The following is a 22,413-nucleotide window of genomic DNA, read 5'->3' as shown; positions in this document are numbered from 1 at the left end:
TTGAGTCTGCATCTGCTGAGCCACCCCGGAGGAGGCCTCTATGTCGGAAACCACCAAGACGCGCCGATTGTGGCGCGATATCCACGTCTTCGATGGGCTGCGCACACTGCCCGAGTCCATGGCCGTCATCAGCGAAGGGGCGCGAATCGTGTCGCTGGTGCCAATGCGGGAGTTCGATGAAGCGTCGGTAGAGGGCTGCCATGACATGGGGCGCGGTGGCGTGATGACGCCGGGCCTGGTGGATTGCCATACCCACCTGGTGTTCGGGGGCTCTCGCGCCGATGAGTTCGAGGCGCGCCTGGAAGGGACCAGTTATGAGGAGATCGCCCGGCGTGGCGGCGGCATCCTGAGCACCGTGACGGCCACACGGGAGGCCAGCGAGGACCAGCTGCTTGAGCTGGCACGGCCGCGTCTCGAGGCGCTGATCGCCGATGGTGTCACCACCGTGGAGATCAAGTCCGGCTACGGCCTGACGGTCGAGGACGAATTGAAGATGCTGCGCGTGGCGCGCCGCCTCGGCGAGGTGCTTCCGGTGCGGGTAGTGACCACACTGCTGGGCGCCCATGCGTTGCCGCCCGAGTTCAAGGACGACAGCGACGGCTATATCGACCTGATATGCCAGGAGATGATCCCGGCCGCCGCCAAGGAAGGCCTTGCCGATGCCGTCGATGTATTCTGCGAGAAGATCGCCTTCTCGGTGGCGCAGTGCGAGCGCGTCTTCGAGGCTGCCGAGGCCCATGGGCTGCCGATCAAGGCGCATGCCGAGCAGCTCTCCAACCTGGGTGGCACCGCCATGGCGGCGCGTCACGGTGCGCTCTCTGCCGATCATATCGAGTATCTGGATGACGCGGGCATCAAAGCCATGCGCCAGGCCGGCAGCGTCGCGGTGATCTTGCCCGGCGCCTTCCATACCCTGCGCGAGACCCAGCAACCTCCCATCGCGGCGCTGCGCGAGGCCGGAGTGCCCATGGCGGTGGCCACCGACGCCAACCCGGGCAGCTCGCCGCTGTTCATGCCCACGCTGATGCTGAACCTGGCCTGCACCCTGTTTCGGCTGACGCCCCAGGAGGCATTGGCCGGCATGACCGCCCATGGGGCGACCGCCCTCGGGCTCAAGGGAGGGGGGCGGATCCAGGAGGGGACTACCGCCGATCTGTGCATCTGGGATATCGATACCCCAGCCGCATTGGCCTATGCCGTTCAGCCTGGTCGCCTGCGCCAGCGCCTGTTACAGGGAGAGCTGACCCATGCCGTCTGATACCTCGCTTCACTACGGCTTCGACAGTTCTCTGTGGCAAGGGCGCACCGATCCCGAGCCCGACAGCGAGCGCTGGCACCAGAAGGTCCAGGCGCTGACCGAGGGCGCTGCCCCCGGCTGCGCACTGTTGGGCTTCGCCTGCGATGCCGGCGTGGCTCGCAATCAGGGCCGCACCGGTGCGGCCGAAGGTCCCGAGGCCATGCGCCGCGCCCTGGCACCGCTGGCCTGGCACCGCCGAGGGCCTGCCTATGACGCCGGTGACGTGCGTTGTGAGGGCGATGCCATGGAAGAGGCCCAGCAGGCGCTGGCCGATCGGCTCGCCGCACTGCTGGGCGAAGGGCACCTGCCCATCGTGCTGGGTGGCGGTCATGAGGTGGCCTATGCCAGCTGGTCGGGGCTTGCCCAGCATCTGGCGACCAGCGAAGAGACGGCGCCACGCGTCGGTATCGTCAATCTGGATGCCCATTTCGATCTGCGCGACCCGCGGCACGTGCGCTCCTCGGGCACGCCCTTTTCCCAGATTGCCAACGACTGCGAGGAGCGCGGTTGGGCATTTCGCTATGCCTGCCTGGGGGTGAGCCGTGCCGCCAATACGCGAGCACTGTTCGGCCGCGCCGACGAGCTTGGCGTGCTGGTGCGTGAGGATCGCGAGATCACCGTATCACGCCTGACCAACATCGAGCAGGACCTCGCAGGCTTTATCCGCGACTGCGACCACGTCTACCTGACCATCGACCTGGACGTGCTGCCTGCCGCCGAGGCTCCCGGGGTGAGCGCACCGGCCGCTCGTGGCGTTGCGCTCGCCCTGATCGAGCCGCTGATCGAGGGCATACGAGATAGCGGCAAGCTGCGCCTGGCTGACCTGGCGGAGCTCAACCCCGGCCGTGATATCGACGGTCGCACCGCCAGGGCGGCAGCTCGCCTGGTGCATCTGCTGACCCTGAACGACTGAGAGCCCACGGCTCCACCACCACCACGACAATCCATCGAGACTCCAGAGGCCATACGCCATGACCCAGCAAGACAAGCGTCACGACCCATCCCGCAAGATTGCCGCTCCCATCGGACCCGAGCGCAGCTGCAAGAGCTGGCTGACCGAGGCCCCGCTGCGCATGCTGATGAACAACCTGCACCCCGACGTGGCCGAGCGCCCCGAGGATCTGGTGGTGTATGGCGGCATCGGCCGTGCCGCTCGCGACTGGGAGTGCTACGACAAGATCGTCGAGACCCTGCAGCGCCTGGAGGATACCCAGACCCTGCTGGTGCAGTCCGGCAAGCCGGTGGGCGTCTTCGAGACCCACAAGGACGCGCCGCGCGTGCTGATCGCCAACTCCAATCTGGTGCCTGCCTGGGCCAACTGGGAGCACTTCAACGAGCTGGATCGCAAGGGCCTGATGATGTACGGCCAGATGACCGCCGGCTCGTGGATCTACATCGGTTCCCAGGGCATCGTGCAAGGCACCTACGAGACCTTCGTCGAGGCCGGTCGCCAGCACTTCGACGGCGAGCTCAAGGGGCGCTGGATTCTGACCGCCGGCCTCGGGGGCATGGGGGGTGCCCAGCCGCTGGCGGCCACCCTGGCCGGTGCCTGCTCACTCAACATCGAGTGCCAGCAGACCAGCATCGATTTCCGCCTGCGCACCCGCTACCTCGACGAGCAGGCCGAGGATCTGGACGACGCCCTGGCCCGCATCGAGAAATACACCAAGGATGGCCAGGCGGTCTCCATCGGCCTGTGTGCCAACGCCGCGGATGTACTACCGGAGCTGGTCAAGCGCGGGGTCAAGCCGGACATGGTCACCGACCAGACCAGCGCCCACGACCCCCTGCATGGCTACCTGCCCGCCGGCTGGAGCTGGGAGGAGTACGTGACGCGTGGCAAGGCCGAGCCCGAGGCCACCGTCAAGGCCGCCAAGCGGTCCATGGCGGTGCATGTTCAGGCGATGCTCGACTTCCAGAAGATGGGCGTGCCGACCTTCGACTATGGCAACAACATCCGCCAGATGGCGATGGAAGAGGGCGTCGAGAATGCCTTCGACTTCCCTGGCTTCGTGCCGGCCTATATCCGTCCGCTATTCTGCCAAGGCATCGGCCCGTTCCGCTGGGCGGCGCTCTCCGGCGACCCGGAGGACATCTACAAGACCGACCAGAAGGTCAAGGAGCTGATCCCCGACGATCCGCACCTCCACAACTGGCTCGACATGGCGCGCGAGCGCATTAGCTTCCAGGGCCTGCCGGCACGCATCTGCTGGGTGGGTCTCAAGGACCGCGCCCGCCTGGGCCAGGCCTTCAACGAGATGGTCAAGAACGGCGAGCTCAAGGCGCCCGTGGTCATCGGTCGTGACCACCTGGATTCCGGCTCGGTGGCCAGCCCCAACCGCGAGACCGAGTCGATGATGGACGGCTCCGACGCCGTCTCCGACTGGCCGCTGCTCAATGCCCTGCTCAATACCGCCGGCGGTGCTACCTGGGTCTCCCTGCACCACGGCGGCGGCGTGGGCATGGGCTACTCCCAGCACGCCGGCGTGGTGATCGTTGCCGACGGTACGGACGATGCCCACGCCCGCCTGGGCCGCGTGCTGCGCAACGATCCGGGTACCGGTGTCATGCGTCATGCCGATGCCGGTTACGAGATCGCCAAGGAGTGCGCCCGTGACAATGGCCTCGACCTGCCGATGCTCAACAACGAATAACAGGAGACTTTCCCATGCCCCATCTCGAGATTCAGCCTGGCAGGATGACCCTGGCGCAAGCGCGCCAGGTTTTCCAGGACCCCATCAGCGTCAGCCTGCCAACCAGTGCCGATGTCGATATCGGAAAGTCGGTCGACTGCGTCAACCGGGTTGTCGCCGAGAACCGCACCGTCTATGGCATCAACACCGGCTTCGGGCTGCTGGCCCAGGCCCGTATTGCCGATGAAGATCTCGAGGCGCTGCAGCGGTCCCTGGTGCTGTCGCATGCCACCGGTGTCGGCGCGGCTCTGGACGACGACCTGGTGCGGTTGATCATGGTGCTGAAGGTCAACAGCCTGGCGCGCGGGTTTTCCGGCATCCGCCGCGAGGTGCTCGACGCCCTGATGGCGTTGGTCAACGCCGAGGTCTATCTCCATATCCCGGTCAAGGGCTCGGTAGGGGCCTCCGGTGATCTGGCGCCGCTGGCGCATATGAGCGTGGTATTGCTGGGCGAAGGACAGGCACGCCACAAGGGCGAGTGGCTGCCGGCCCGTCACGCTCTCGAGATCGCGGGGCTGGAGCCGATTTCCCTGGCGCCCAAGGAGGGCCTGGCTCTGCTCAACGGCACGCAGGTCTCCACCGCCTATGCACTCCGCGGCCTCTTCGACGCCGAGGATCTATTTGCCGCGGCCACGGTGTGCGGGTCATTGACCGTGGAGGCTACCCTGGGCTCGCGCGCGCCTTTCGACGCTCGGGTTCATGCGGTGCGCGGCCAGCGCGGCCAGATCGATGCCGCTGCCGCTTATCGCCACCTGCTGGGCGAGGGCAGTGCGATCGGTGACTCCCACGTCGACTGTGATAAGGTCCAGGACCCTTATTCCTTGCGTTGCCAGCCCCAGGTGATGGGTGCCGTTTTGACCCAGCTCCGCCAGGCGGCCGAGGTGCTGGCGGTGGAGATCAATGCAGTCTCGGACAACCCGCTGGTATTTGCCGATGACGACGATATCATCTCCGGCGGCAACTTCCACGCCGAGCCGGTCGCCATGGCGGCCGACAACCTGGCGCTGGCCATTGCCGAGACGGGCTCGCTGGCCGAGCGGCGTATCTCGCTGATGATGGACAAGCACATGTCCCAGCTGCCTCCCTTCCTGGTGGAGAATGGCGGGGTCAACTCGGGCTTCATGATCGCTCAGGTCACCGCGGCGGCGCTTGCCAGCGAGAACAAGGCCCTGGCGCATCCGCATAGCGTCGACAGTCTACCTACCTCTGCCAATCAGGAGGACCATGTCTCCATGGCTCCCGCCGCCGGCAAACGCCTCTGGGAGATGGCCGACAACGTGCGAGGCATTCTGGCCATCGAGTGGTTGGGCGCCTGCCAGGGACTCGACATGCGTCACGGCCTGAAAAGCACCGACACGTTGGAGCAGGCCAGGCAGCTGCTGCGTGAGCGGGTCAGCCACTACGAGCAGGATCGCTTCTTTGCGCCGGACATCGAAGCCGCCAGTGAGCTGCTGCGCGAACGCACCCTAAGGGGGCTTTTTCCTGGAGGAGTGTTGCCGAGTCAGTAAGCAGTTCGCCAGGCAGGTTGCTCGCGTCGAAGCGGCGCGGGCAAGCTCAAGGCGGGCATTCGTGATCTTTGCCAGACAACACAACAAAGGTGGCAATTATGAAAGTAGCGACTTGGAGCCCAGGCTCTATCAGCTCGAAAAACCTTACCTCCATAGCGGTCATATCCTTTACGGTTATCCTGTCGGTTATTTTGCTGCTGGTGACCGACGCCAATGCAATCGTCTTGTCCGTAGGGCTCATGGTTACGCTAAGCATGCTACGGGTATCGGTGGTGCTGGCGCTGATCCTGTCTGCCATCGTCGGCGGCGTCTATGCCGGATTACCCATCGAGTCGGTCGTTCAAGAATTCAACGACGGACTCGGCAGTGGCGCCCCCATCGCACTCGCGCTGGCGGCTCTGGGGGCCTTTGCTGTCGCGCTGTCCCGCACCGGTGTTGCCTCCTATATTTCCTCACGGATGCTTGCTGTCGTGGGTCAATCCGACAGCGACAAGAACATCGAGAAGACCAAGTGGGGCATTTATATCCTGCTGCTGCTGATCAGTATAGCGTCCGGTACCATCGTTCCCGTGCACATTGCCTTCATACCGCTGCTCATACCACCGCTGCTGCTTGTATTCAACAAGATGCAGCTGGATCGGCGCATCATCGGCTGCGTCATCTGCTTCGGTATCGTCGTGAAATACATGATCTTTCCGGTTGGCTATGGTGCCATCTACTTGAATGACATTCTGATCTACAGCATCAATGAGGCAGGCGCGGAGCTCGACTTTTTGGTGACTCGTCATATGGCACCTCGGGCGATGCTCATACCGGCTTTCGGCATGTTGGTGGGACTGTTGGTGGCCATTATGTTCACTTACAGAAAAAAGCGGGTGTACTCGGATGCGCCGATAAAGGCCGAAGAAGAGCGAGAAGAAAAGCCTCTGCAGCCAATTCAAAAGCTTCTGGTGGCGGTTGCTATTGCCTCGACGCTTATCGTTCAGCTGATTACCGGCTCCATGGTATTTGGCGGCATGGTGGGGTTTTCCCTGTTGGCATTAAGTGGTGTGATGAGGTGGAGCGAGCAGGATACGATCTTCGATAACGGCATGCGCATGATGGCCATGGTTGGCTTTATCATGGTGGCGGCCGCGGGTTTTGCCGCTGTGATGCGCGCTACCGGCGACGTTCCCGTACTCGTTGAACAGGCGGTGGCATTAATTGGCGACAGCCGCGCCCTGGCAGCCCTGGCCATGCTGATAGTCGGCCTTATCATCATCATGGGGATCGGTTCCTCCTTCTCCACCGTGCCCATCATTGCTGCCATCTTCGTGCCCATGGGCCTTGCCTATGATTTTTCTGCCATGGCCATCATTGCCCTGATCGGTACCGCCGGGGCGCTTGGCGATGCCGGGTCACCGGTCTCTGACTCCACCCTTGGCCCCACCGCGGGCCTTAACGTGGATAGACAGCACGATCATATCTGGGACACGGTCGTTCCAACGTTCATTCACTTCAACATACCGCTGATCATCTTTGGCTGGATTGCCGCGATGCTGCTGTAAAGGCTGTGGCGAATGCTTTATCACGCAGAGCCGTTAGCAATCCCTTGGGTATCAACCTGAAAAGGATAAAAACCATGTCTCATGTAACTAGCTCAACCCTTCCTGTCTATGCGGATGTCGTCGATCTGGACAAGTATCCGATTCATGAACTCGACAGCGAAAAAGGCAAGGCGCTGATTGATAGCTGCCGCCAGGAGCTTGCCAAGGATGGCTGCTGCACGCTGGCGGGCTTTATCAAGCCAGAGGCAGTCGCTCGGATGGTGGAACTGGCTGACCAGCTGAAGGACAAGGCCTGGGTCAGCGATAGAGAACATAACGTCTACTTCACCCCCTTCGATGAAACGGTCGATGCGGATCATCCGCTGGCCTATCCCGTGCGCTCGGCCAAGCACGGTATCGCCTACGATCACATTCCCGAAGACGCTCCCCTGCGGCGGCTGTACGAATCGAATGATCTGACGCGTTTCATCGCCGCAGTGCTGGAAAAACCGGTGCTTTACCGCAGTGCCGATCCGCTGGACGCCCTGCAGATCACTCGATTCCATCCAGGTGAAGAGCTGGGCTGGCACTTCGACAACAGTGAGTTCTCGATCACGGTGATGTACCAGAAGGCTGACATGGGTGGCGATTTCGAATATGTTCCCGCGCTGCGCACCAAGGAGGAAGAGTGCTACGACGACGTCAGGAAAGTGCTTCAGGGTGATCGCTCCAGGATCAAGGTCCAGTCTGGCGAACCGGGTACGCTCGCCTTCTTCCACGGCAACTGCGCCATGCACCGGGTTGCGCTGGTGGAAGGGGAAACGCCGCGAATCAACTCCGTGCTCACCTACGGCGAACATGACAATATGCGATTGAATGATCTCACCTCGGAGCTGTTCTACGGTCGGACCTCGTCGGACCCTTCCTGAAGGTGTGAAGATGATGTACTTATGTCGGCCTCTTGCTTTGGCCGTTCGGCATACTAGTCGGCGGCGCTGACGCAAAATAGGCGTCGGTGCATCGGCACCGCTATCGGCCGCGCGATTTCCGTTGCTGGAAGTCTCGCGGCCGACGCTTGTTCTGCCATCCCATTGTTTACGTTTGTACCTGGGGGTGAGGCCGTCACTCGAGCCGGAGGTCCGCCGAACTGGTGAATCTGGCCATGATGACGTTGGTGCGTCTCGAGCCTCTGGTGGTGGAAGGATAGGCGGCTGTTGAGTCCCTTCAGCACCCGTGCAACCGGCGGTGCAGAGAGCGGATCCGCTCGGCGAAAGCCGGTACCGGCCCCTCGACCACGGCGTCCGGCACCACCTGCTCGATGGGCAGTGGCGCCACCGGCGCCGGCGCAACGCTCATCTCTCTGAGCCAGCCGATCAGCTGCTCGGAAGAGCTGGCGTAGACGATGCGCCCGAGGCCGACCCAGCCATGGGCCGCCGCGCACATGGGGCAGTGCTCGCCGGAGGTATAGACGGTCGCCCCGGCGCGCTGCTCGGGTGTGAGGTGCTCCGCCGCCCAGCGGGCCAGGAAGAACTCGGGGTGCTGGGTGGCGTCGCCGCCGGCCACATGGTTGTGGTCCTCGGCCAGCACCTCGCCTTCTGCATTCACCAGCACCGAGCCGAAGGGCTCGTCGCCCGCTTCCAGTCCCTTCTCCGCCAGCGCCACGCAGCGCTCCAGATGAACCATATCGGTGGCATCGATCATGTCGGGTCTCCAGTGGTGAAAGGGCCTCCAGCATAAGGAAGCCTCGCCGCGATTTGCACTCCCCCCAGAGCGTCGCCCATGGCTGGCGTTCTGGTAAGATGGCCGGCCCAGATCGGATGCCTCTGCCAGGAGTGACTCGTTCAGCATGATCCCCGACCGTCTTCCCCAGCTCGACAGCATCGCCGCGGAGCGTGCCGTGCGGCGCCTCGACCGACTCACCAAGCCCCCGGGCAGCCTGGGGCGCCTGGAGCGTCTGGCCGTGGAGTTGGCGGCCATTCAGGGGCAGCCGCTCCCCCAGGTTACGCCGCCCGCCATGCTGGTGTTTGCCGCCGACCACGGGGTGGCCGCCGAGGGGGTATCGGCCTTTCCCCAGGAGGTGACCGCGCAGATGGTGGCCAACTTCACCGCCGGTGGGGCCGCCATCAACGTTTTCGCTCGACAGCACGCGGCGCACCTTGAGGTCATCGATGTGGGGGTTGCCACTCCCTTGCCCGAGGAGGTAGCCCGTCACCCGCTACTGGTGAACGAGAAGGTTCGTCTCGGTACCGCCAATATGCTGGAAAGCGACGCCATGACGCGAGACGAGGCCCTGCAGGCCATGGCGGCAGGGGCGCGCGCCGCCAAGCGTGCCGCCGCGGCCGGCTGTCGCTGCCTGATCATCGGCGAGATGGGGATCGCCAATACCACGGCGAGCAGTGCCTTGCTGGCCGTGCTGACCGGCGGTCCTGTGGCGGGGCTGGTCGGAAACGGTACCGGTCTCGATGCCAGCGGTGTGGCCCACAAGCAGTCGGTGATCGAGCGCGTCCTGGCGGCACGTCGGCCGGATCGAAACGACCCGCTGGGGGCTCTGGCCGCGGTGGGGGGGCTGGAGATTGCCGCCATGGCCGGGGCCTTTCTGGGCGGCGCCGAACAGCGCCTGCCGCTGCTAGTGGATGGCTTTATCGCCACCGTGGCGGCGCTGGTGGCCCGTCGGCTCTGCCCCGGCTTGCGAGAGTATCTGATCTTCGGTCACCGCTCCCAGGAGCCGGGACATGAACAGGCGCTGAAGGCCCTCGATGCCCGACCGCTGCTCGACTTCGGGCTGCGCCTCGGCGAAGGCACCGGCGCCGCCCTGGCCTTTCCGCTGCTGGACTCGGCGTGTCGCCTGCTGTCGGAGATGGCCACCTTCGATGATGCCGGTATCGGCGCTGGGTCATGACGCCGGAGACTTCCCAGCTCGCTTTTGGGCCGGGGCTGACCCTGGCCGTCGATAAGGAGTGCGTGCACCTTGCCAGCCCTCAGCCACTCTGGACACTGAGCAGCGCCCTGGTGGGTGGTGGCTTCGGCTGGCGCCACCATTTCTGCAACTTTCATGTAGACAAGGACTACGCTGGCCACGACCCGGCCGGGGATCTGGCGAGGTGGCTGACGGCTCGCGGTATCCCGCTGGAGGGGAGCCTGGCCATGATGACCGCGGTGCGACTCGAACACCTGGCGCTGGTGGAAGGGGAGGGAGTAGTGGTGGCGGTGACCGCGGGGGCAGGCAATGCCGTGGATATCACCGCCCCCCTGGCTGGCGACCCTCGACCGGTGGGCACCATCAACACCCTGGTGCTTATCGATGGGTGCCTCAGTGACAGTGCCATGGTCAACGCCTGCCTGTCTGCCAGCGAAGCCAAGGTACGCGCCCTTCAATCGCTGGAGGTGCGTGATCCCCACAGCGGCACGCCGGCCAGTGGTACCTCCACCGACTGCCTGGCGATCGCCGCGACCCGGCAGGGCGCGGTGACTCCCTATGCCGGGTCCGGTACGCGTCTGGGACGCGAGCTGGGCAAGGCGATATATCGGGCCACCCGAGAGTCGCTGCTCGCCTCCCGGGAGTGGCGGCGAGACGCCGAGGAACGGGCGGTGTTCCATGGCTGAGCCGCTATCGCTTGCACTGCTCGGCCTGGTGCTGGCCGCCGTGGGCGTCGACCTGCTGATCGGCGATCCGCGTCGGCTGCCGCATCCGGTGGTGGGCATGGGCAGGGTGATCGCTCGCCTGGAAGGCGCCTGGAACCATGGCAGCCCGTTGAGCCGCCGGCGCAAGGGGGCCTTGATGACGGCGCTGGTGGTACTGGGCAGCGGGGGACTGGCCTGGTCGGCCATTACGCTACTGGCACGCGTTCACCCCTGGCTGGGCTGGCTCGCCGAGGGGTGGCTGCTGGCCAGCTGTCTGGCGATCAAGGGCCTGCGCGACGCCGCCCTCGCCGTCGCGGCGCCCCTGACGGGTGGCGATCTGCCCGGCGCTCGTCGGGCACTCTCCATGATCGTCGGGCGCGATACTGCCGAACTGGATGAGGCCGACATCGCCCGTGGCACGGTGGAAACCGTGGCCGAGAACAGCGTGGATGGCATTACTTCCCCGCTGTTCTTTGCCCTGCTGGGCGGTGCGCCGCTGGCGCTGGCCTACAAGGCGATCAACACCCTCGACTCCATGGTGGGCCATCGCAGCGCGCGCTATCTCGACTTTGGCTGGGCCTCGGCCAGGCTCGACGATCTGGCCAACTGGCTGCCGGCACGTCTGACCGCCCTGACGCTATGGCTCGGCGCGCGACTGAGCGCTGGGTGGCGGACCCGGGGAGCGCTGGTCGCCACCCGCCGGGAAGCGCCGCTCCACCTTAGCCCAAACAGCGGCTGGCCCGAGGCCATGGTGGCCCATCTGCTGGGCGTGCAGCTCGGTGGCAACAACCACTACCTCGGCGAACTCTCGGAGCGGGTTCGGCTCGGCTTCCCCCATGAGGCTCTCGGTGCCCGGCATATCCCGGCGGCGGTTCGCTTGATGCATGGCGGTTGGGTCGTCTTTCTGGCGTTGCCGGCCCTTGTCATCCTGCTGAAGGAGGTGCTGAGATGAATTCGAAGGAGTGGCCGCTCCACGGCGGTCAGGCGGCGCCCTTGCTGGCTCGCTTCGGGCTGGCCGACGACACGCCGGTGCTGGATGCCAGCGCCAATCTCAATCCCCTGGGGCCGCCGGCCTGGCTCCCCGACTGGGTGTCGGCTCGTCTGCAGGGGGAGGGCGAGGCACTGGCCCGCTATCCCGACCCCGACTATCGCGAGGCGCGTGAGTCGATCGCCGCTCGGGACGGGGTGGCACCCGAGCAGATACTGCTGACCAACGGTGGTGCCGAGGCGATCTTTCTGGCCGTTGCCCTCCAGGCCCGGGAGTTCCCTGCCGCTCCCGTGGCCATCGTCGAGCCCACCTTCGCCGAGTATGCACGAGCCTGCGCGGCCCATGGCCTGCCAGTCACTCGCCTGACTCTCGAGCCACCGGACTTTCGCCTCGACCCGGAGGCGGTGGTCGCCGCCCTGGGCGAGGCGCGGCTGCTCTTCCTGTGCCGCCCCAACAACCCCACCGGCACCCTGGTGCCGCAAGCCTCGGTGGCACGGCTGCTCGAACTCACCGCGCAGCGTGGCTATCGCGTGGTGGTGGACGAGGCCTTTATCGATTTCGTGGGCAACGAGAAGGGAAGGCCGGCGGGGGAGGAGGCGTTGACGCCGCTGCTGACCCGCTTCGAACACCTGATCCTGCTGCGCTCGTTGACCAAGCACTTTACCCTGCCCGGATTGCGCCTGGGCTATCTGCTGGCCGACCGCGAGACGGTGCGACTTGCCGCCGGCTGTCAGCCCGCCTGGAGCGTCAATGGCCTGGCGGCGGCACTGGTGGCACCGCTGCTCGCCGACCGCGACTTCGCCGGTCGCACCGAGGCGTGGCTCGCCACCGAGCGGCCACGGCTGCAGGCGGGTCTCGCTACCCTGGGCCTGGAGGTGATCCCCAGCCGGGCCAACTTCTTCTTGGTGCGTCACCCCGGGGGGCGCGAGGCGACGCGACAACTGCTGCCGGCGCTGCTGCGCCGCGGTGTGCTGGTGCGTCATACCGAATCCTTCCCGGGCCTCGACGGCGGCTGGTTGCGTCTGGCCCTGGGCGATGCCACGGCCAATCAGCGCCTGCTGGCGGCCCTGGCCGAGGTGTTGCAGGAAGCCGAGGAGGGCGCGCCGTGATCGCCTTCGTCGGTGGTGGGGCGCGCTCCGGCAAGAGTCGCCATGCCGAGGCGCTGGCCGGCGCCTTGCATCGATCCCGCGGTGGCCAGCTCGTCTATCTCGCCACGGCCCAGGCCACGGATGCCGAGATGGCCGCGCGAATCGCGCGCCATCGTCACGAGCGTGGCACCGGTTGGCGCACCCTGGAGGCGCCCCTGGCGCTGGACACGGCCCTTGCCGAGGTGGCCGCGGGAGATAGCGTGCTGCTGGATTGCCTGACCCTCTGGGCCAGCCAGTGGCTCTATGCCGGTGGCGGCCAGGAGGCTGACGGGGAGGCGATGCTGGCCCGGGTGGTCGAGAGGGCCCGCATGCGCGATATCGCCCTGGTGGTGGTCTCCAATGACCTTAACGAGGCGCTGCCGCCAGCCGATGCCGAGACCTGGCGCTACCTGGCCTTTCTCCAGCGACTGCACCGCCGGCTGGCGCGAGAGGCGGACCGGGTGATCGAGGTGGTGGCCGGCATGGCGCTCGAGTGGAAAGCCATCGACGGCCAGGCTGATGGAGAATGCCGCGCGGAGGCGAGACGATGAAGGAGGCCTTCTATGGGCTGGTGCTGGCCCTGCAGTTTCTGACCCGAATTCCTCTGCCTGTTGCCTGCCCCTGGCATGCCGACACCTGCCGCTGGGCGTTGCGCTGCTATCCCCTGGTGGGCCTGCTGATCGGCGCCGCCCTGGCGGTGGTGGCCGCTCTCGGGGTGGGGCTTCCCACCCCGCTGCTGGCACTGACCCTGCTTAGCCTGTGGGTGGCGCTCAGCGGGGGGCTACACCTCGATGGGGTCATGGATCTGGCCGATGCACTGGGCAGTAATGCGCCCCTGGAGCGGCGCTGGGCGATCATGAAGGATAGTCAGGTGGGCAGCTTCGCCATTCTCGCCCTCGTCTTCCTGCTGGCCTGGAAGGGGGTACTGCTGTGGGCGTTGCTCGACGCCGGGGTCAGCCCCTGGCTATGGGTGGCACTGCCGGGTCTGGCGCGCTTCGGCACCCTTGTGTTGCTGCGCCTGGCGCCCCTGGCACGGCGCGAAGGGTTGGCCTGGACCTGGCGGCAACACCTGGGGCATCGCGACCTGTGGCTATCGCTGCTGCCGTTGCTGGCCATCTTCGGCTTCGTGCCCGGTGGGATCTGGCTGCTGGGTGCTCTGCTGGTCTTTCTATGCCTCTATGGCCTCTTCATGGTCAGGGCCTTTTCCGGCATCAACGGTGATATCGTTGGTGCCGCCATCGAGGGAGGAGAACTATGGCTGCTGCTCGCCGCCTGGAGCTGGTGGTGGTTCGGCATGGCGTGACGCGCTGGAATCTCGAACGACGCTACCAGGGGCAGCGCGATATCCCGCTTCTGCTGCCCGATGCCGTGCCTGACATGGAGCGGTTGCGTGAGCATCTGGCGGGCACCGAGTTCGATGCCATCCACTGCAGTGACCTGGCCCGCTGTCGACAGACGCTGGCCCATGTGCAGCCGGGCCGCGACGCCTCGGCGCTGTTTGACCCGCGCCTGCGGGAACTCGATTTCGGCGACTATGAAGGCCGTACCTGGGACGAGCTCAAGGACGACCCGCACTATCGGGCCTGGATCGATAGCGCCGGCATGCAGGCACCCCCCGGCGGTGAGTCGGCCGATGCGCTCTGGGGCAGGCTCTTTGCCTGGCTGCAGGAACTTCAGACACAGGCAGGTGAACGGCAACGCGTGCTGGCGGTAAGCCACGGCGGCGTCATTCGCGAGCTGCGCCGTCGTCTGGAGACCGTCGACTTCTGGGAGGGCGTGGTGGGCCAGGCCCAGGGGCGTCATTTCACGTTCACCCATCATGAGGGAGGCTGGCGATGCAGTGCTTCATCGGCGGTGCCTGTTCAGGGCGACGCAAACTAGTCGACGAACGCTTTCCGGCGGCGCATTGGGAACGGCTGAACCCGGGGGAGGGTGTGGCGGACTGGCTCGGCGACCTGCCTGAAGGTGTGACCCTGGTGGTCACAGGCTGGGCCGGCTGGCTCACCGCCGCCCAGGCCGAAGTTGATGACGACGTACGGGCAAGCTGGCGTGCCATGCTGGAGGCCCTGGCGGCGCAGGAGACCCGGGGGCTGGAGGTTGTACTGATTCTCGACGAGATGGGGCGCGGCATCGTGCCGATGGCGCCCGAAGCTCGCCGGCTGCGGGATCTCAATGGCTGGCTGGTCCAGGAGGTCGCGTCACGCTGCTCGGCGGTGTGGTATGTGCGCCATGGGCTGGCCAGACGACTGGATCTTGCTCAGTAGCTGCCCAATGTGTAGCAGGGCTATCGCAGATAGCTTGGCTGCTCGATAGCTCGGGGCTGATCTGGCGACAAGCCTACGAGGGGGCGCTATGAACCCCTCCATGGGCGCTACCGACGCCTTCCCTGGCGTAGGACCCCCTCTTCGGCTTGTCCTCAGCGCCCCTTGGCTCGGTAACTGCGATAGCCCTGCAAGGCGTCGACGCCGCGTTGACGCTTCCCATGGGGATTGGTAGCTTACGCGCACTCTCAGGTGCTGGCGGAGTGAATGCCGCCAGGTAAACGGGAAGTCGGTCCATTCCGACGCTGCCCCCGCAACGGTGATCGAGTCAAGAACCGCCACTACCCTCAAGGTATGCCACTGTGCCAATCGGCATGGGAAGGCGGCGGTTCTGCAGGGTCGTTGGTATCACGCCAGCCCCTCGCTCGTCAGCCCGGAGACCGGCCCGAGAGCGCATGCCGGACCGCGGAGGGTGGTCAACAGGCAGGGCCTCGACCGCACGCATCCACGCCGTCTCCCTTCCTTCCGTCCCTCTGCACCGGCCCTAAAAAAGCAGTATGACACCGTGCGGGTGAGTACGGTGAGCAAGGGACAGAGATGAACACGACACACGCAACCCGTGGCCTGGCGACCTTCGCACTGGCCGCACTTCCTTTGGCCGTGCAGGCCGCAGACGCCCAGACTGCCGACACTGGCGAGACCCAGGTGCTCAACCCCATGGTGGTCACCGCAGCCCTGGCGCCGCGTACCGCCGACGAGAGCCTCGCCTCGGTAACGCTGCTGGACGAGGCCACCCTGCGCCGGCAGGACCCCACCAGCTTGACCGATCTCTTCCGCGGCCAACCCGGGGTGGACGTCACCTCCAGCGGCAGCTTCGGCAAGAGCAGCAGCGTCTACATTCGCGGCACGTCCAGCAATCAAAGCCTGCTGATGATCGATGGTATTCGCCTGCGTTCGGCGACAACAGGTGCTCCGGCCTGGGAATTTCTCGATCCGCGCATGTTCGACCGCGCCGAGATTGTGCGCGGCCCCCGCGGTAGCCTGTATGGCGCCGATGCCATGGGTGGGGTGATTCAGCTGTTTACGCCCGAGGGTAAAGAGGGCGGGGCGACACCGCGCATCTCCTTCGGCGGCGGCTCCTTCGATACCCAGCGCTACAGCGCCAGCCTCTCCGGTGCCGAGGGTGGCACGCGATACCATTTCGCCGCCAGCCGCTTCGACACCGAGGGTGCGCCGGTTCGTCGTGGCGGGGAGGATATGGGGTACGACAACACCACAGCATTGGCGCGTATGTCGCATACCTTCGATAGCGGCGCGGAACTGGGGCTGCTGGCTCTGCGGGCGCGTGGAACCACCGAGTATGATGAGAGTGGCTCACTCGCTACGACTGACTTTGTGCAGCAGGTGGCCGGAGTGTATGCAGAGTTGCCAGTGTCCGACAACTGGCGCAGCCGCCTGACACTCAGCGAGGCTCGCGATGAAAGCGATAACCACTTCTATGATTCTATTCTCGATACGCAGACCCGGACGGCACGCTGGGAGAATACGCTAAGTGCCGGAGTGCATGAGTTTGTTCTGGGAGCGGAATACTCGAATGATAGCGTAGCAGGTAGCAACACGGGATTCGGTCCATATGCCGAGGAGGAGCGCGATAACAAGGCTATCTTTTCTCAGGCGCTGCTCGACTTCTCACCCGTAGCGCTTCAGGCGAGCCTGCGCTTCGACGATAACGAGGCCTACGGTGATGAGGTGACAGGCAGCCTGGCGCTGGGTTACGAGCTGGATGGATCGCATACGATAAGAGCGAGCTACGGTACTGCTTTCGTTGCACCAACGTTCAATGACCTATATTGGCCGGGTTATGGCTTTCCCGATTTGGAAGCCGAAACATCGGACACGCTTGAGGTTGGCGTACGTGGCGGATATACCAGCTGGTTCTGGGATGCGGCGGTCTATCAGACCGACATCGACAACCTGATCTCCTGGCAAATGGGTGGAAGAACGAAAAATATACCGACTACGCGCATTCGCGGCGTTGAGTTGGCTGCCGGTGCCGTGATTGACGATTGGACTTTGGCTACAGCACTCACCTATACCGATCCCGAGAATCGCGAGACCGGTGATCGCCTGCCGCGACGCGCCACCCAGAGCCTGCGCTTCGACATCGACCGCGAAATGGGCGATTGGTCGCTGGGCGGGTCCTGGATCGCCCAGAACCATCGCTACGAGTATGACTATTTAACCGGTGAGCCCATGCGCCTGGATGGCTTTGGCCTGCTTAATCTGCGCGCCGGTTGGGAGTTTGCACCGATGTGGTCGGCTCGCGTGACGCTCGAGAACGCCCTGGACAAGGAGTACACCACGGCCAAGTTCTTCGACGGAGATGACTATATCAATGCCGGCCGTGCGGCCTTCCTGAGCGTGCACTTCGGGCCGTGATGACCAGACGACTTTCTCGGCTACTCCTGGCCGGCCTTGCGCTGCTGCCCCTGGCGACGGCGCAGGCCCAGGATGAAATATGCGCGGTAGATGCCCTGGATCGCGAGGTGTGCCTGGAGCGGCCCGCCTCGCGCATCGCCGCGCTGTCACCGGGTGCCACCGAGCTCGCCTTCGCCGCCGGCGCGGGTGAGCGGGTGGTGGCGGCGGTCGAGTACAGCGACTATCCGCCCGAGGCCCTCAAGATTCCTCGAGTCGGCAGTCATAACCGCCTCGATCTGGAGCGCCTGCTGGCGCTCACCCCGGACCTGGTGATTGGCTGGGTCACCGGCAACCCCGCCGAGCAGCTCGAGCGCCTGGAGGCGCTGGGTATGGCGGTGTTCTATATCGAGCCACGCAACTTCGACGAAATAAGTGCCACGATCGAGCAGCTGGCCCGCTTCGCCGATACCCGGGAAGCGGGCGAGGCAGAGGCCGAGCGTTTCCGCCGGGAGATGGCCTCGCTGGCCGAGCGCCATGCTCAGGCCGAGCCGGTCTCGGTCTTCTACCAGGTCTGGGACCAGCCACTGATGACCATCAACGACAGGCACTGGATCGGTCAGGTGCTGCAGCTGTGTGGTGGTATCAATGTCTTCGGCGAGCTCGAGCGCCTGGCGCCCCGACTCGATGAGGAGGCACTACTGGCGGCGAACCCCGAGGTGATTCTCGCCGGTGGCAGGGGGGAGGATAACCGAGACTGGCTGGCACACTGGCGAGGCTATCCATCACTCACGGCGGTTGCCCAGGACAATCTCTTCTTCGTGCCGCCCTCGCTGATCCAGCGTCCGACGCCCCGTCTCCTGGAAGGCACCAGTGTGGTCTGTGAACGGCTCGACCAGGCCAGGGCGCGGCGCGGAGGGCATCGGCAGTGATCGCGCTGTTTCGCCCCCTGGGGTTGCTGACCCTCGCTGCACTGGCGGCGCTGGTGCTCTCCGTGGCGCTGGGTAGCGTAACGCTGCCGCCTGGCGACGTTCTGGCGGCCCTGAGCGGGCGTGGCGAAGGGCTCGCGCGTACCCTGATCCTCGAGTTGCGCCTGCCCCGCTCGCTTGCCGCCTTTGCGGTGGGCGGGCTGCTCGCCGTGGCCGGGGCGCTGATGCAGGTGCTGCTACGCAACCCTCTCGCCGACCCTTATGTGCTGGGGCTCTCCGGAGGAGCCGCGGTGGGGGCGCTGATGGCCATGCTGGCGGGCGTGGGAGGACTGTTGATCTCGGGTTCCGCCTTCGTGGGGGCCCTGATCTCGACTCTGCTGGTGTTCGGGCTGGCCCATGGTCGTGGCGGCTGGACACCTTCAAGGCTACTGCTGACCGGCGTGGTGGTGGCGGCCGGCTGGGGGGCGGTGATCACACTGATGCTCTCGGTCAGCCCCGTCGAACGCCTGCCTGGCATGCTCTACTGGCTGATGGGTGATCTCGCTCATGCCGGCACGCCCTGGCCGCTGCTGGCGCTGCTGCTGGGCGCCTGCCTGCTGGTGGTGCCCCTGGGGCGCCACCTCAATGTCCTGGCGCGGGGCCCCTTGCAGGCCGCCGCCCTGGGGGTGGCGGTGCGACGCCTTGAGTGGGGGCTCTACCTGACGGCGAGCCTGCTGACGGCGGCGGCGGTGACCGGTGCCGGCAGCATCGGCTTCGTCGGCCTGGTGGTACCGCATATGCTGCGCCTGGCGTTGGGTAATGATCAGCGCCTGATCCTGCCCGCCTGTGCGCTGGCGGGGGGCACCCTGTTGCTGGTCGCCGATACCCTAGCCCGCACCGTGATCGCACCGGAGCAGCTGCCGGTGGGGGTGATCACCGCGCTGCTCGGCGTTCCCACCTTCCTCTACCTGCTCTATCGAGGCTCCTGATGGCAGATCCAGTGACACCGCCGCTGGTGGCCCGCCATCTGGTGATCGATGTGCCAGGACGCACCGACGGTGACGCCCTTGACCTTCGGGTCGAGCCGGGGCAGGTCTGGGGCGTGCTGGGGCCAAATGGTGCCGGCAAGACCACCCTGCTGCATACCCTGGCGGGGCTGCGCCCGCCTCGCGCCGGAGAGGTGCTTCTGGGGGAGGCGCCGCTTGCCTCGCTGCGTCGTCGTGAGGTGGCCAGGCGGCTGGGGCTGGTGTTTCAGGAGCGCCACGACGGCTTTCCATCCACGGTGCTCGAGACGGCGTTGATCGGCCGCCATCCCTGGCTTTCCCCCTGGCAGATGGAGGATGGCGAGGATCTCCGCCTGGCCGAGGCGGCACTCGAACGACTCGATGTGGCCCATCTGGCCGAGCGCCTGGTGAGTACCCTTTCGGGGGGCGAGCGTCAGCGACTGGCCATCGCCACGGTGCTGACCCAGGCACCGGCGATCTGGCTCGCCGATGAGCCCACCAATCATCTCGACCTGCATCATCAGACGGCGGTAATGGCCCTGCTCAACGAGCTGGCTGGTGAAGGGCGTGCGGTGATGATGTGCCTGCATGATCTCAACCTGGCCGCACGCTGGTGCGACCATCTGTTGCTGCTCTATCCGGATGGGCGAGCATGCTGGGGCCCGGCGCAGGAGATGCTGGTTCCCGAGGCGCTGGAGCGCCTCTATGGTCAGCGCCTGGCGAGTGCGGAGATCGATGGAGCCCCTGTCTTCGTACCGGTGAGCGGAACATGACCGACCTCCAGGGGCGCGGCGAGGCGCGTGGCGTCTGATCCCCCCATCATCTGTCGTCGATAACAGTCATTACCCGATCATGATCAATGTGCTCAATATCGTCTGTGCGGGATAGACGAAGAGGAGTGAACCATGCACAACCCCAATATGCCCTTCTCCGAGGCGGAGAAGGCGGGTCTCTATCGGGCCATCCATGAGCGCCGGGACGTGCGTTCGCAGTTTCTGCCGGACCCGGTGCCGCCGCGGGTCCTGGGCCGACTGCTGGAAGCGGCCCATCACGCCCCCTCGGTGGGCTTCATGCAGCCCTGGGATTTCCTGGTGATCGACAGCATCGAGGTGCGCCGGCAGGTACATGGCATCTTCACCCGAGAGAACGAAAAGGGGGCGCGACGGTTTTCCGGAGAGCGCCAGCAGCACTACCGCAGCCTGAAGCTTGAAGGGATCCTCGAGAGCCCCCTCAATCTCTGTATTACCTGCGATCGTAGTCGCGGGGGTGGCCCGGTACTGGGCCGTACCAGCATTGTCGAGATGGACCTGTTCAGCACCTGCCTGGCGGTCCAGAACCTCTGGCTGGCCGCGCGTGCCGAGGGAATCGGCGTGGGCTGGGTCAGTATCCTTGACCAGCATGAGCTGGGCACGGTGCTGGGCCTTCCGGAGCATGTCTACCCACTCGCCTACCTATGTATCGGCTATGTCAGTGAGTTTCTGGATGAACCGGAACTGGCCCGCAAGGGCTGGCGTCAGCGGCTGCCGCTGGCCGATCTGGTACATGCCAACGGCTGGGGGCAAGGGGTCAGCGATGACGAACTCCGCCAGGCCTTGGGGGGTTCATGCCCACGCTGATGATCCAGGGCACCACTTCGGATGCGGGCAAGAGTACGGTGGTGGCGGCGTTGTGCCGGGCGCTTCATCGGCGAGGGGTATCGGTCGCCCCGTTCAAGCCGCAGAACATGGCGCTCAACAGCGCGGTGACGGGGGATGGCGGCGAGATCGGCCGCTCCACGGCGCTGCAGGCGTTGGCGGCCGGCGTCGAGCCCCATAGCGATATGAATCCGGTGCTGCTGAAGCCGGAGAGCGACCGCGGTGCCCAGGTGATCCTGCGTGGCCAGGTGCATGGCCATATGGATGCGCTGGATTACCACGCCTACAAGCGAGAGGCGCGCCATAGCGTTCTGGCCGCCTGGCAAGCGTTGTCGAAGCGCTACGATGTGATCATTGCCGAGGGAGCGGGGAGCCCGGCGGAGATCAATCTGCGCGAGAACGATATCGCTAACATGGGCTTCGCCGAGATGGTCGACTGCCCGGTCTTGCTGGTGGGCGATATCGACCGGGGTGGGGTCTTCGCCCAGCTGGTGGGTACCCTGGAGTTGCTCAGTGGCAGCGAGAGAGCGCGTGTCCAGGGCTTCATCATCAACCGCTTTCGTGGCGACTCTGCCCTGCTGGAGCCGGGACTCGAATGGCTCGCCGCGCATACCGGCAAGCCGGTGCTCGGCACGCTGCCCTATCTGCATGGCCTGCTGCTCGATGCCGAAGACAGTATCGGTTGCGCTGGGCGAGAAGAGGGCGTTCCGGCCCTGCGCGTCGTGGTGCCGGCCCTGCCGCGTATCAGCAATCATAACGACTTCGACCCGCTGCGGCTGCACCCGCGGGTGGCGTTCACCTTCGTGGGGCCGGATCGGCCCATTCCGCCGGCCGACCTGATCATCCTGCCGGGCAGCAAGAGTACTCGCACGGATCTCGCCTGGCTGCGCAGCCAGGGCTGGGAGTCTGCTATTCAGCGTCACCTGCGCTATGGCGGACGGGTGCTGGGCATCTGCGGGGGCTTCCAGATGCTGGGGCGTGCCATCCATGACCCCGAGGGCCTGGAGGGGCCGACTGGTTCCTCTGTTGGACTGGGCCTGCTCGAAATGGAGACACGCCTGGTGGCCGGCAAGCAGCTGCGCAATGTGAGTGGGCGCCTGCTGCCCGAGAGCGTGCCGATCGCCGGCTACGAGATTCACAACGGCGTTACCACGGGGCCGGCGCTCGAGCGCCCCCTGTGCGAGCTGGCGGGGCGCCCGGACGGGGCGGTGAGCGACGATGGCCGGGTGCTGGGCACCTATCTGCACGGCCTGTTCGACCGACCCGAGGCCTGCGCGGCGCTGCTGGCGCGTTGCGGACTGGTCGGCAAGGCGGGGGCGGTCGACTATGGGCGTCATCGCCAGGAGGAGCTCGATCGCCTGGCCGATGCCCTGGAAGCGTATCTTGATATGTCCGCTATTCAGCGGTTGTTGCGGTGTTAACGCCAGGCGT

The 22,413-nt window shown here is 65.5% G+C and carries 21 protein-coding genes and 1 riboswitch; of the genes, 20 read left to right on the top strand and 1 reads right to left on the bottom strand.

Annotated elements, in window-relative coordinates:
* Window positions 1-40 precede the first annotated feature (40 nt).
* The 6 genes from hutI to RM463_RS02915 all read left to right on the top strand — a co-directional run bounded on the left by hutI (window position 41) and on the right by RM463_RS02915 (window position 7,953).
* Complete coding sequence (hutI, locus tag RM463_RS02940; RefSeq protein ID WP_311428912.1) at window positions 41-1,258, top strand: imidazolonepropionase; 1,218 nt, start codon at window positions 41-43, stop codon at window positions 1,256-1,258.
* The gene (gene hutG / locus RM463_RS02935; RefSeq protein ID WP_311428911.1) at window positions 1,248-2,210 is read left to right on the top strand and encodes a formimidoylglutamase; all 963 of its coding nucleotides are present in this window, start codon (window positions 1,248-1,250) and stop codon (window positions 2,208-2,210) included. Before hutI ends, hutG begins: the two co-directional genes overlap by 11 nt.
* 58 nt (window positions 2,211-2,268) lie before the next feature.
* Window positions 2,269-3,951 (top strand): urocanate hydratase, encoded by a 1,683-nt coding sequence (gene hutU / locus RM463_RS02930; RefSeq protein ID WP_311428910.1) that lies wholly within the window; start codon window positions 2,269-2,271, stop codon window positions 3,949-3,951.
* A 14-nt stretch (window positions 3,952-3,965) separates the two neighbouring features.
* Window positions 3,966-5,498, top strand: coding sequence for a histidine ammonia-lyase (gene hutH, locus RM463_RS02925; RefSeq protein ID WP_311428909.1), 1,533 nt, complete (start codon window positions 3,966-3,968; stop codon window positions 5,496-5,498).
* Window positions 5,499-5,737: 239 nt separating this feature from the next.
* Entirely contained in the window at window positions 5,738-7,045 is a 1,308-nt protein-coding gene (locus tag RM463_RS02920) for a Na+/H+ antiporter NhaC family protein (RefSeq protein WP_409230094.1), read from the top strand.
* 74 nt (window positions 7,046-7,119) lie between these two features.
* Window positions 7,120-7,953 carry a hypothetical protein gene (locus tag RM463_RS02915; protein ID WP_311428907.1) on the top strand — a complete coding sequence of 278 codons (834 nt, stop codon included), beginning with the start codon at window positions 7,120-7,122 and terminating at the stop codon, window positions 7,951-7,953.
* Window positions 7,954-8,248: 295 nt separating this feature from the next.
* On the opposite strand, the gene RM463_RS02910 is transcribed toward RM463_RS02915, so the two are convergent.
* Window positions 8,249-8,725 (bottom strand): nucleoside deaminase, encoded by a 477-nt coding sequence (locus RM463_RS02910; RefSeq protein WP_311428906.1) that lies wholly within the window; start codon window positions 8,723-8,725, stop codon window positions 8,249-8,251.
* A 145-nt stretch (window positions 8,726-8,870) separates the two neighbouring features.
* Here RM463_RS02910 and cobT point away from each other — a divergent pair, with 145 nt between their 5' ends.
* The 14 genes from cobT to RM463_RS02840 all read left to right on the top strand — a co-directional run bounded on the left by cobT (window position 8,871) and on the right by RM463_RS02840 (window position 22,403).
* Window positions 8,871-9,923 (top strand): nicotinate-nucleotide--dimethylbenzimidazole phosphoribosyltransferase, encoded by a 1,053-nt coding sequence (gene cobT, locus RM463_RS02905; protein WP_311428905.1) that lies wholly within the window; start codon window positions 8,871-8,873, stop codon window positions 9,921-9,923.
* Window positions 9,920-10,627: an adenosylcobinamide amidohydrolase gene (locus RM463_RS02900; protein WP_311428904.1), complete on the top strand. Its 708-nt coding sequence runs from the start codon at window positions 9,920-9,922 to the stop codon at window positions 10,625-10,627. The genes cobT and RM463_RS02900 overlap by 4 nt, the downstream gene beginning before the upstream one ends.
* Entirely contained in the window at window positions 10,620-11,597 is a 978-nt protein-coding gene (gene cbiB / locus RM463_RS02895; RefSeq protein WP_311428903.1) for an adenosylcobinamide-phosphate synthase CbiB, read from the top strand. The genes RM463_RS02900 and cbiB overlap by 8 nt, the downstream gene beginning before the upstream one ends.
* Complete coding sequence (cobD, locus tag RM463_RS02890; protein ID WP_311428902.1) at window positions 11,594-12,742, top strand: threonine-phosphate decarboxylase CobD; 1,149 nt, start codon at window positions 11,594-11,596, stop codon at window positions 12,740-12,742. Before cbiB ends, cobD begins: the two co-directional genes overlap by 4 nt.
* Window positions 12,739-13,311, top strand: coding sequence for a bifunctional adenosylcobinamide kinase/adenosylcobinamide-phosphate guanylyltransferase (locus RM463_RS02885; protein ID WP_311428901.1), 573 nt, complete (start codon window positions 12,739-12,741; stop codon window positions 13,309-13,311). Before cobD ends, RM463_RS02885 begins: the two co-directional genes overlap by 4 nt.
* Entirely contained in the window at window positions 13,308-14,063 is a 756-nt protein-coding gene (cobS, locus tag RM463_RS02880) for an adenosylcobinamide-GDP ribazoletransferase (RefSeq protein WP_311428900.1), read from the top strand. Before RM463_RS02885 ends, cobS begins: the two co-directional genes overlap by 4 nt.
* Window positions 14,015-14,641 carry a histidine phosphatase family protein gene (locus RM463_RS02875; protein WP_311428899.1) on the top strand — a complete coding sequence of 209 codons (627 nt, stop codon included), beginning with the start codon at window positions 14,015-14,017 and terminating at the stop codon, window positions 14,639-14,641. Before cobS ends, RM463_RS02875 begins: the two co-directional genes overlap by 49 nt.
* Window positions 14,596-15,024, top strand: a complete 429-nt coding sequence (locus RM463_RS02870; protein ID WP_311428898.1) for a bifunctional adenosylcobinamide kinase/adenosylcobinamide-phosphate guanylyltransferase — start codon at window positions 14,596-14,598, stop codon at window positions 15,022-15,024. The genes RM463_RS02875 and RM463_RS02870 overlap by 46 nt, the downstream gene beginning before the upstream one ends.
* Window positions 15,025-15,254: 230 nt before the next feature.
* Window positions 15,255-15,485, top strand: a riboswitch (cobalamin riboswitch).
* A gap of 133 nt (window positions 15,486-15,618) precedes the next feature.
* Window positions 15,619-17,460 carry a TonB-dependent receptor domain-containing protein gene (locus RM463_RS02865; protein WP_311428897.1) on the top strand — a complete coding sequence of 614 codons (1,842 nt, stop codon included), beginning with the start codon at window positions 15,619-15,621 and terminating at the stop codon, window positions 17,458-17,460.
* A complete protein-coding gene (locus RM463_RS02860; RefSeq protein ID WP_311428896.1) occupies window positions 17,460-18,368 on the top strand; it encodes a cobalamin-binding protein in 909 nt (302 codons plus the stop codon). The genes RM463_RS02865 and RM463_RS02860 overlap by 1 nt, the downstream gene beginning before the upstream one ends.
* Window positions 18,365-19,333 carry an iron ABC transporter permease gene (locus RM463_RS02855; RefSeq protein WP_311428895.1) on the top strand — a complete coding sequence of 323 codons (969 nt, stop codon included), beginning with the start codon at window positions 18,365-18,367 and terminating at the stop codon, window positions 19,331-19,333. Before RM463_RS02860 ends, RM463_RS02855 begins: the two co-directional genes overlap by 4 nt.
* Window positions 19,333-20,121, top strand: coding sequence for an ABC transporter ATP-binding protein (locus RM463_RS02850; protein ID WP_311428894.1), 789 nt, complete (start codon window positions 19,333-19,335; stop codon window positions 20,119-20,121). Before RM463_RS02855 ends, RM463_RS02850 begins: the two co-directional genes overlap by 1 nt.
* Before the next feature lie 132 nt (window positions 20,122-20,253).
* Complete coding sequence (bluB, locus tag RM463_RS02845) at window positions 20,254-20,964, top strand: 5,6-dimethylbenzimidazole synthase (RefSeq protein WP_311428893.1); 711 nt, start codon at window positions 20,254-20,256, stop codon at window positions 20,962-20,964.
* Window positions 20,952-22,403, top strand: a complete 1,452-nt coding sequence (locus RM463_RS02840) for a cobyric acid synthase (RefSeq protein ID WP_311428892.1) — start codon at window positions 20,952-20,954, stop codon at window positions 22,401-22,403. Before bluB ends, RM463_RS02840 begins: the two co-directional genes overlap by 13 nt.
* Window positions 22,404-22,413 lie beyond the last annotated feature (10 nt).

Origin of the sequence: Halomonas sp. LES1, from assembly GCF_031846005.1 — a bacterium.
In the GTDB taxonomy this organism is placed as follows: domain Bacteria; phylum Pseudomonadota; class Gammaproteobacteria; order Pseudomonadales; family Halomonadaceae; genus Halomonas.
Note: the sequence above shows the minus strand (reverse complement) of the source record. Positions and strands in the feature narration are given on the sequence as shown.

Coding starts and splice junctions, on each gene's coding strand:
- hutI (WP_311428912.1), top strand. CDS start 41: ATGTCGGAAACCACCAAGACGCGCCGATTGTGGCGCGATATCCACGTC.
- hutG (WP_311428911.1), top strand. CDS start 1,248: ATGCCGTCTGATACCTCGCTTCACTACGGCTTCGACAGTTCTCTGTGG.
- hutU (WP_311428910.1), top strand. CDS start 2,269: ATGACCCAGCAAGACAAGCGTCACGACCCATCCCGCAAGATTGCCGCT.
- hutH (WP_311428909.1), top strand. CDS start 3,966: ATGCCCCATCTCGAGATTCAGCCTGGCAGGATGACCCTGGCGCAAGCG.
- RM463_RS02920 (WP_409230094.1), top strand. CDS start 5,738: ATGGTTACGCTAAGCATGCTACGGGTATCGGTGGTGCTGGCGCTGATC.
- RM463_RS02915 (WP_311428907.1), top strand. CDS start 7,120: ATGTCTCATGTAACTAGCTCAACCCTTCCTGTCTATGCGGATGTCGTC.
- RM463_RS02910 (WP_311428906.1), bottom strand. CDS start 8,725: ATGATCGATGCCACCGATATGGTTCATCTGGAGCGCTGCGTGGCGCTG.
- cobT (WP_311428905.1), top strand. CDS start 8,871: ATGATCCCCGACCGTCTTCCCCAGCTCGACAGCATCGCCGCGGAGCGT.
- RM463_RS02900 (WP_311428904.1), top strand. CDS start 9,920: ATGACGCCGGAGACTTCCCAGCTCGCTTTTGGGCCGGGGCTGACCCTG.
- cbiB (WP_311428903.1), top strand. CDS start 10,620: ATGGCTGAGCCGCTATCGCTTGCACTGCTCGGCCTGGTGCTGGCCGCC.
- cobD (WP_311428902.1), top strand. CDS start 11,594: ATGAATTCGAAGGAGTGGCCGCTCCACGGCGGTCAGGCGGCGCCCTTG.
- cobS (WP_311428900.1), top strand. CDS start 13,308: ATGAAGGAGGCCTTCTATGGGCTGGTGCTGGCCCTGCAGTTTCTGACC.
- RM463_RS02875 (WP_311428899.1), top strand. CDS start 14,015: ATGGCTGCTGCTCGCCGCCTGGAGCTGGTGGTGGTTCGGCATGGCGTG.
- RM463_RS02870 (WP_311428898.1), top strand. CDS start 14,596: ATGCAGTGCTTCATCGGCGGTGCCTGTTCAGGGCGACGCAAACTAGTC.
- RM463_RS02865 (WP_311428897.1), top strand. CDS start 15,619: ATGAACACGACACACGCAACCCGTGGCCTGGCGACCTTCGCACTGGCC.
- RM463_RS02860 (WP_311428896.1), top strand. CDS start 17,460: ATGACCAGACGACTTTCTCGGCTACTCCTGGCCGGCCTTGCGCTGCTG.
- RM463_RS02850 (WP_311428894.1), top strand. CDS start 19,333: ATGGCAGATCCAGTGACACCGCCGCTGGTGGCCCGCCATCTGGTGATC.
- bluB (WP_311428893.1), top strand. CDS start 20,254: ATGCACAACCCCAATATGCCCTTCTCCGAGGCGGAGAAGGCGGGTCTC.
- RM463_RS02840 (WP_311428892.1), top strand. CDS start 20,952: ATGCCCACGCTGATGATCCAGGGCACCACTTCGGATGCGGGCAAGAGT.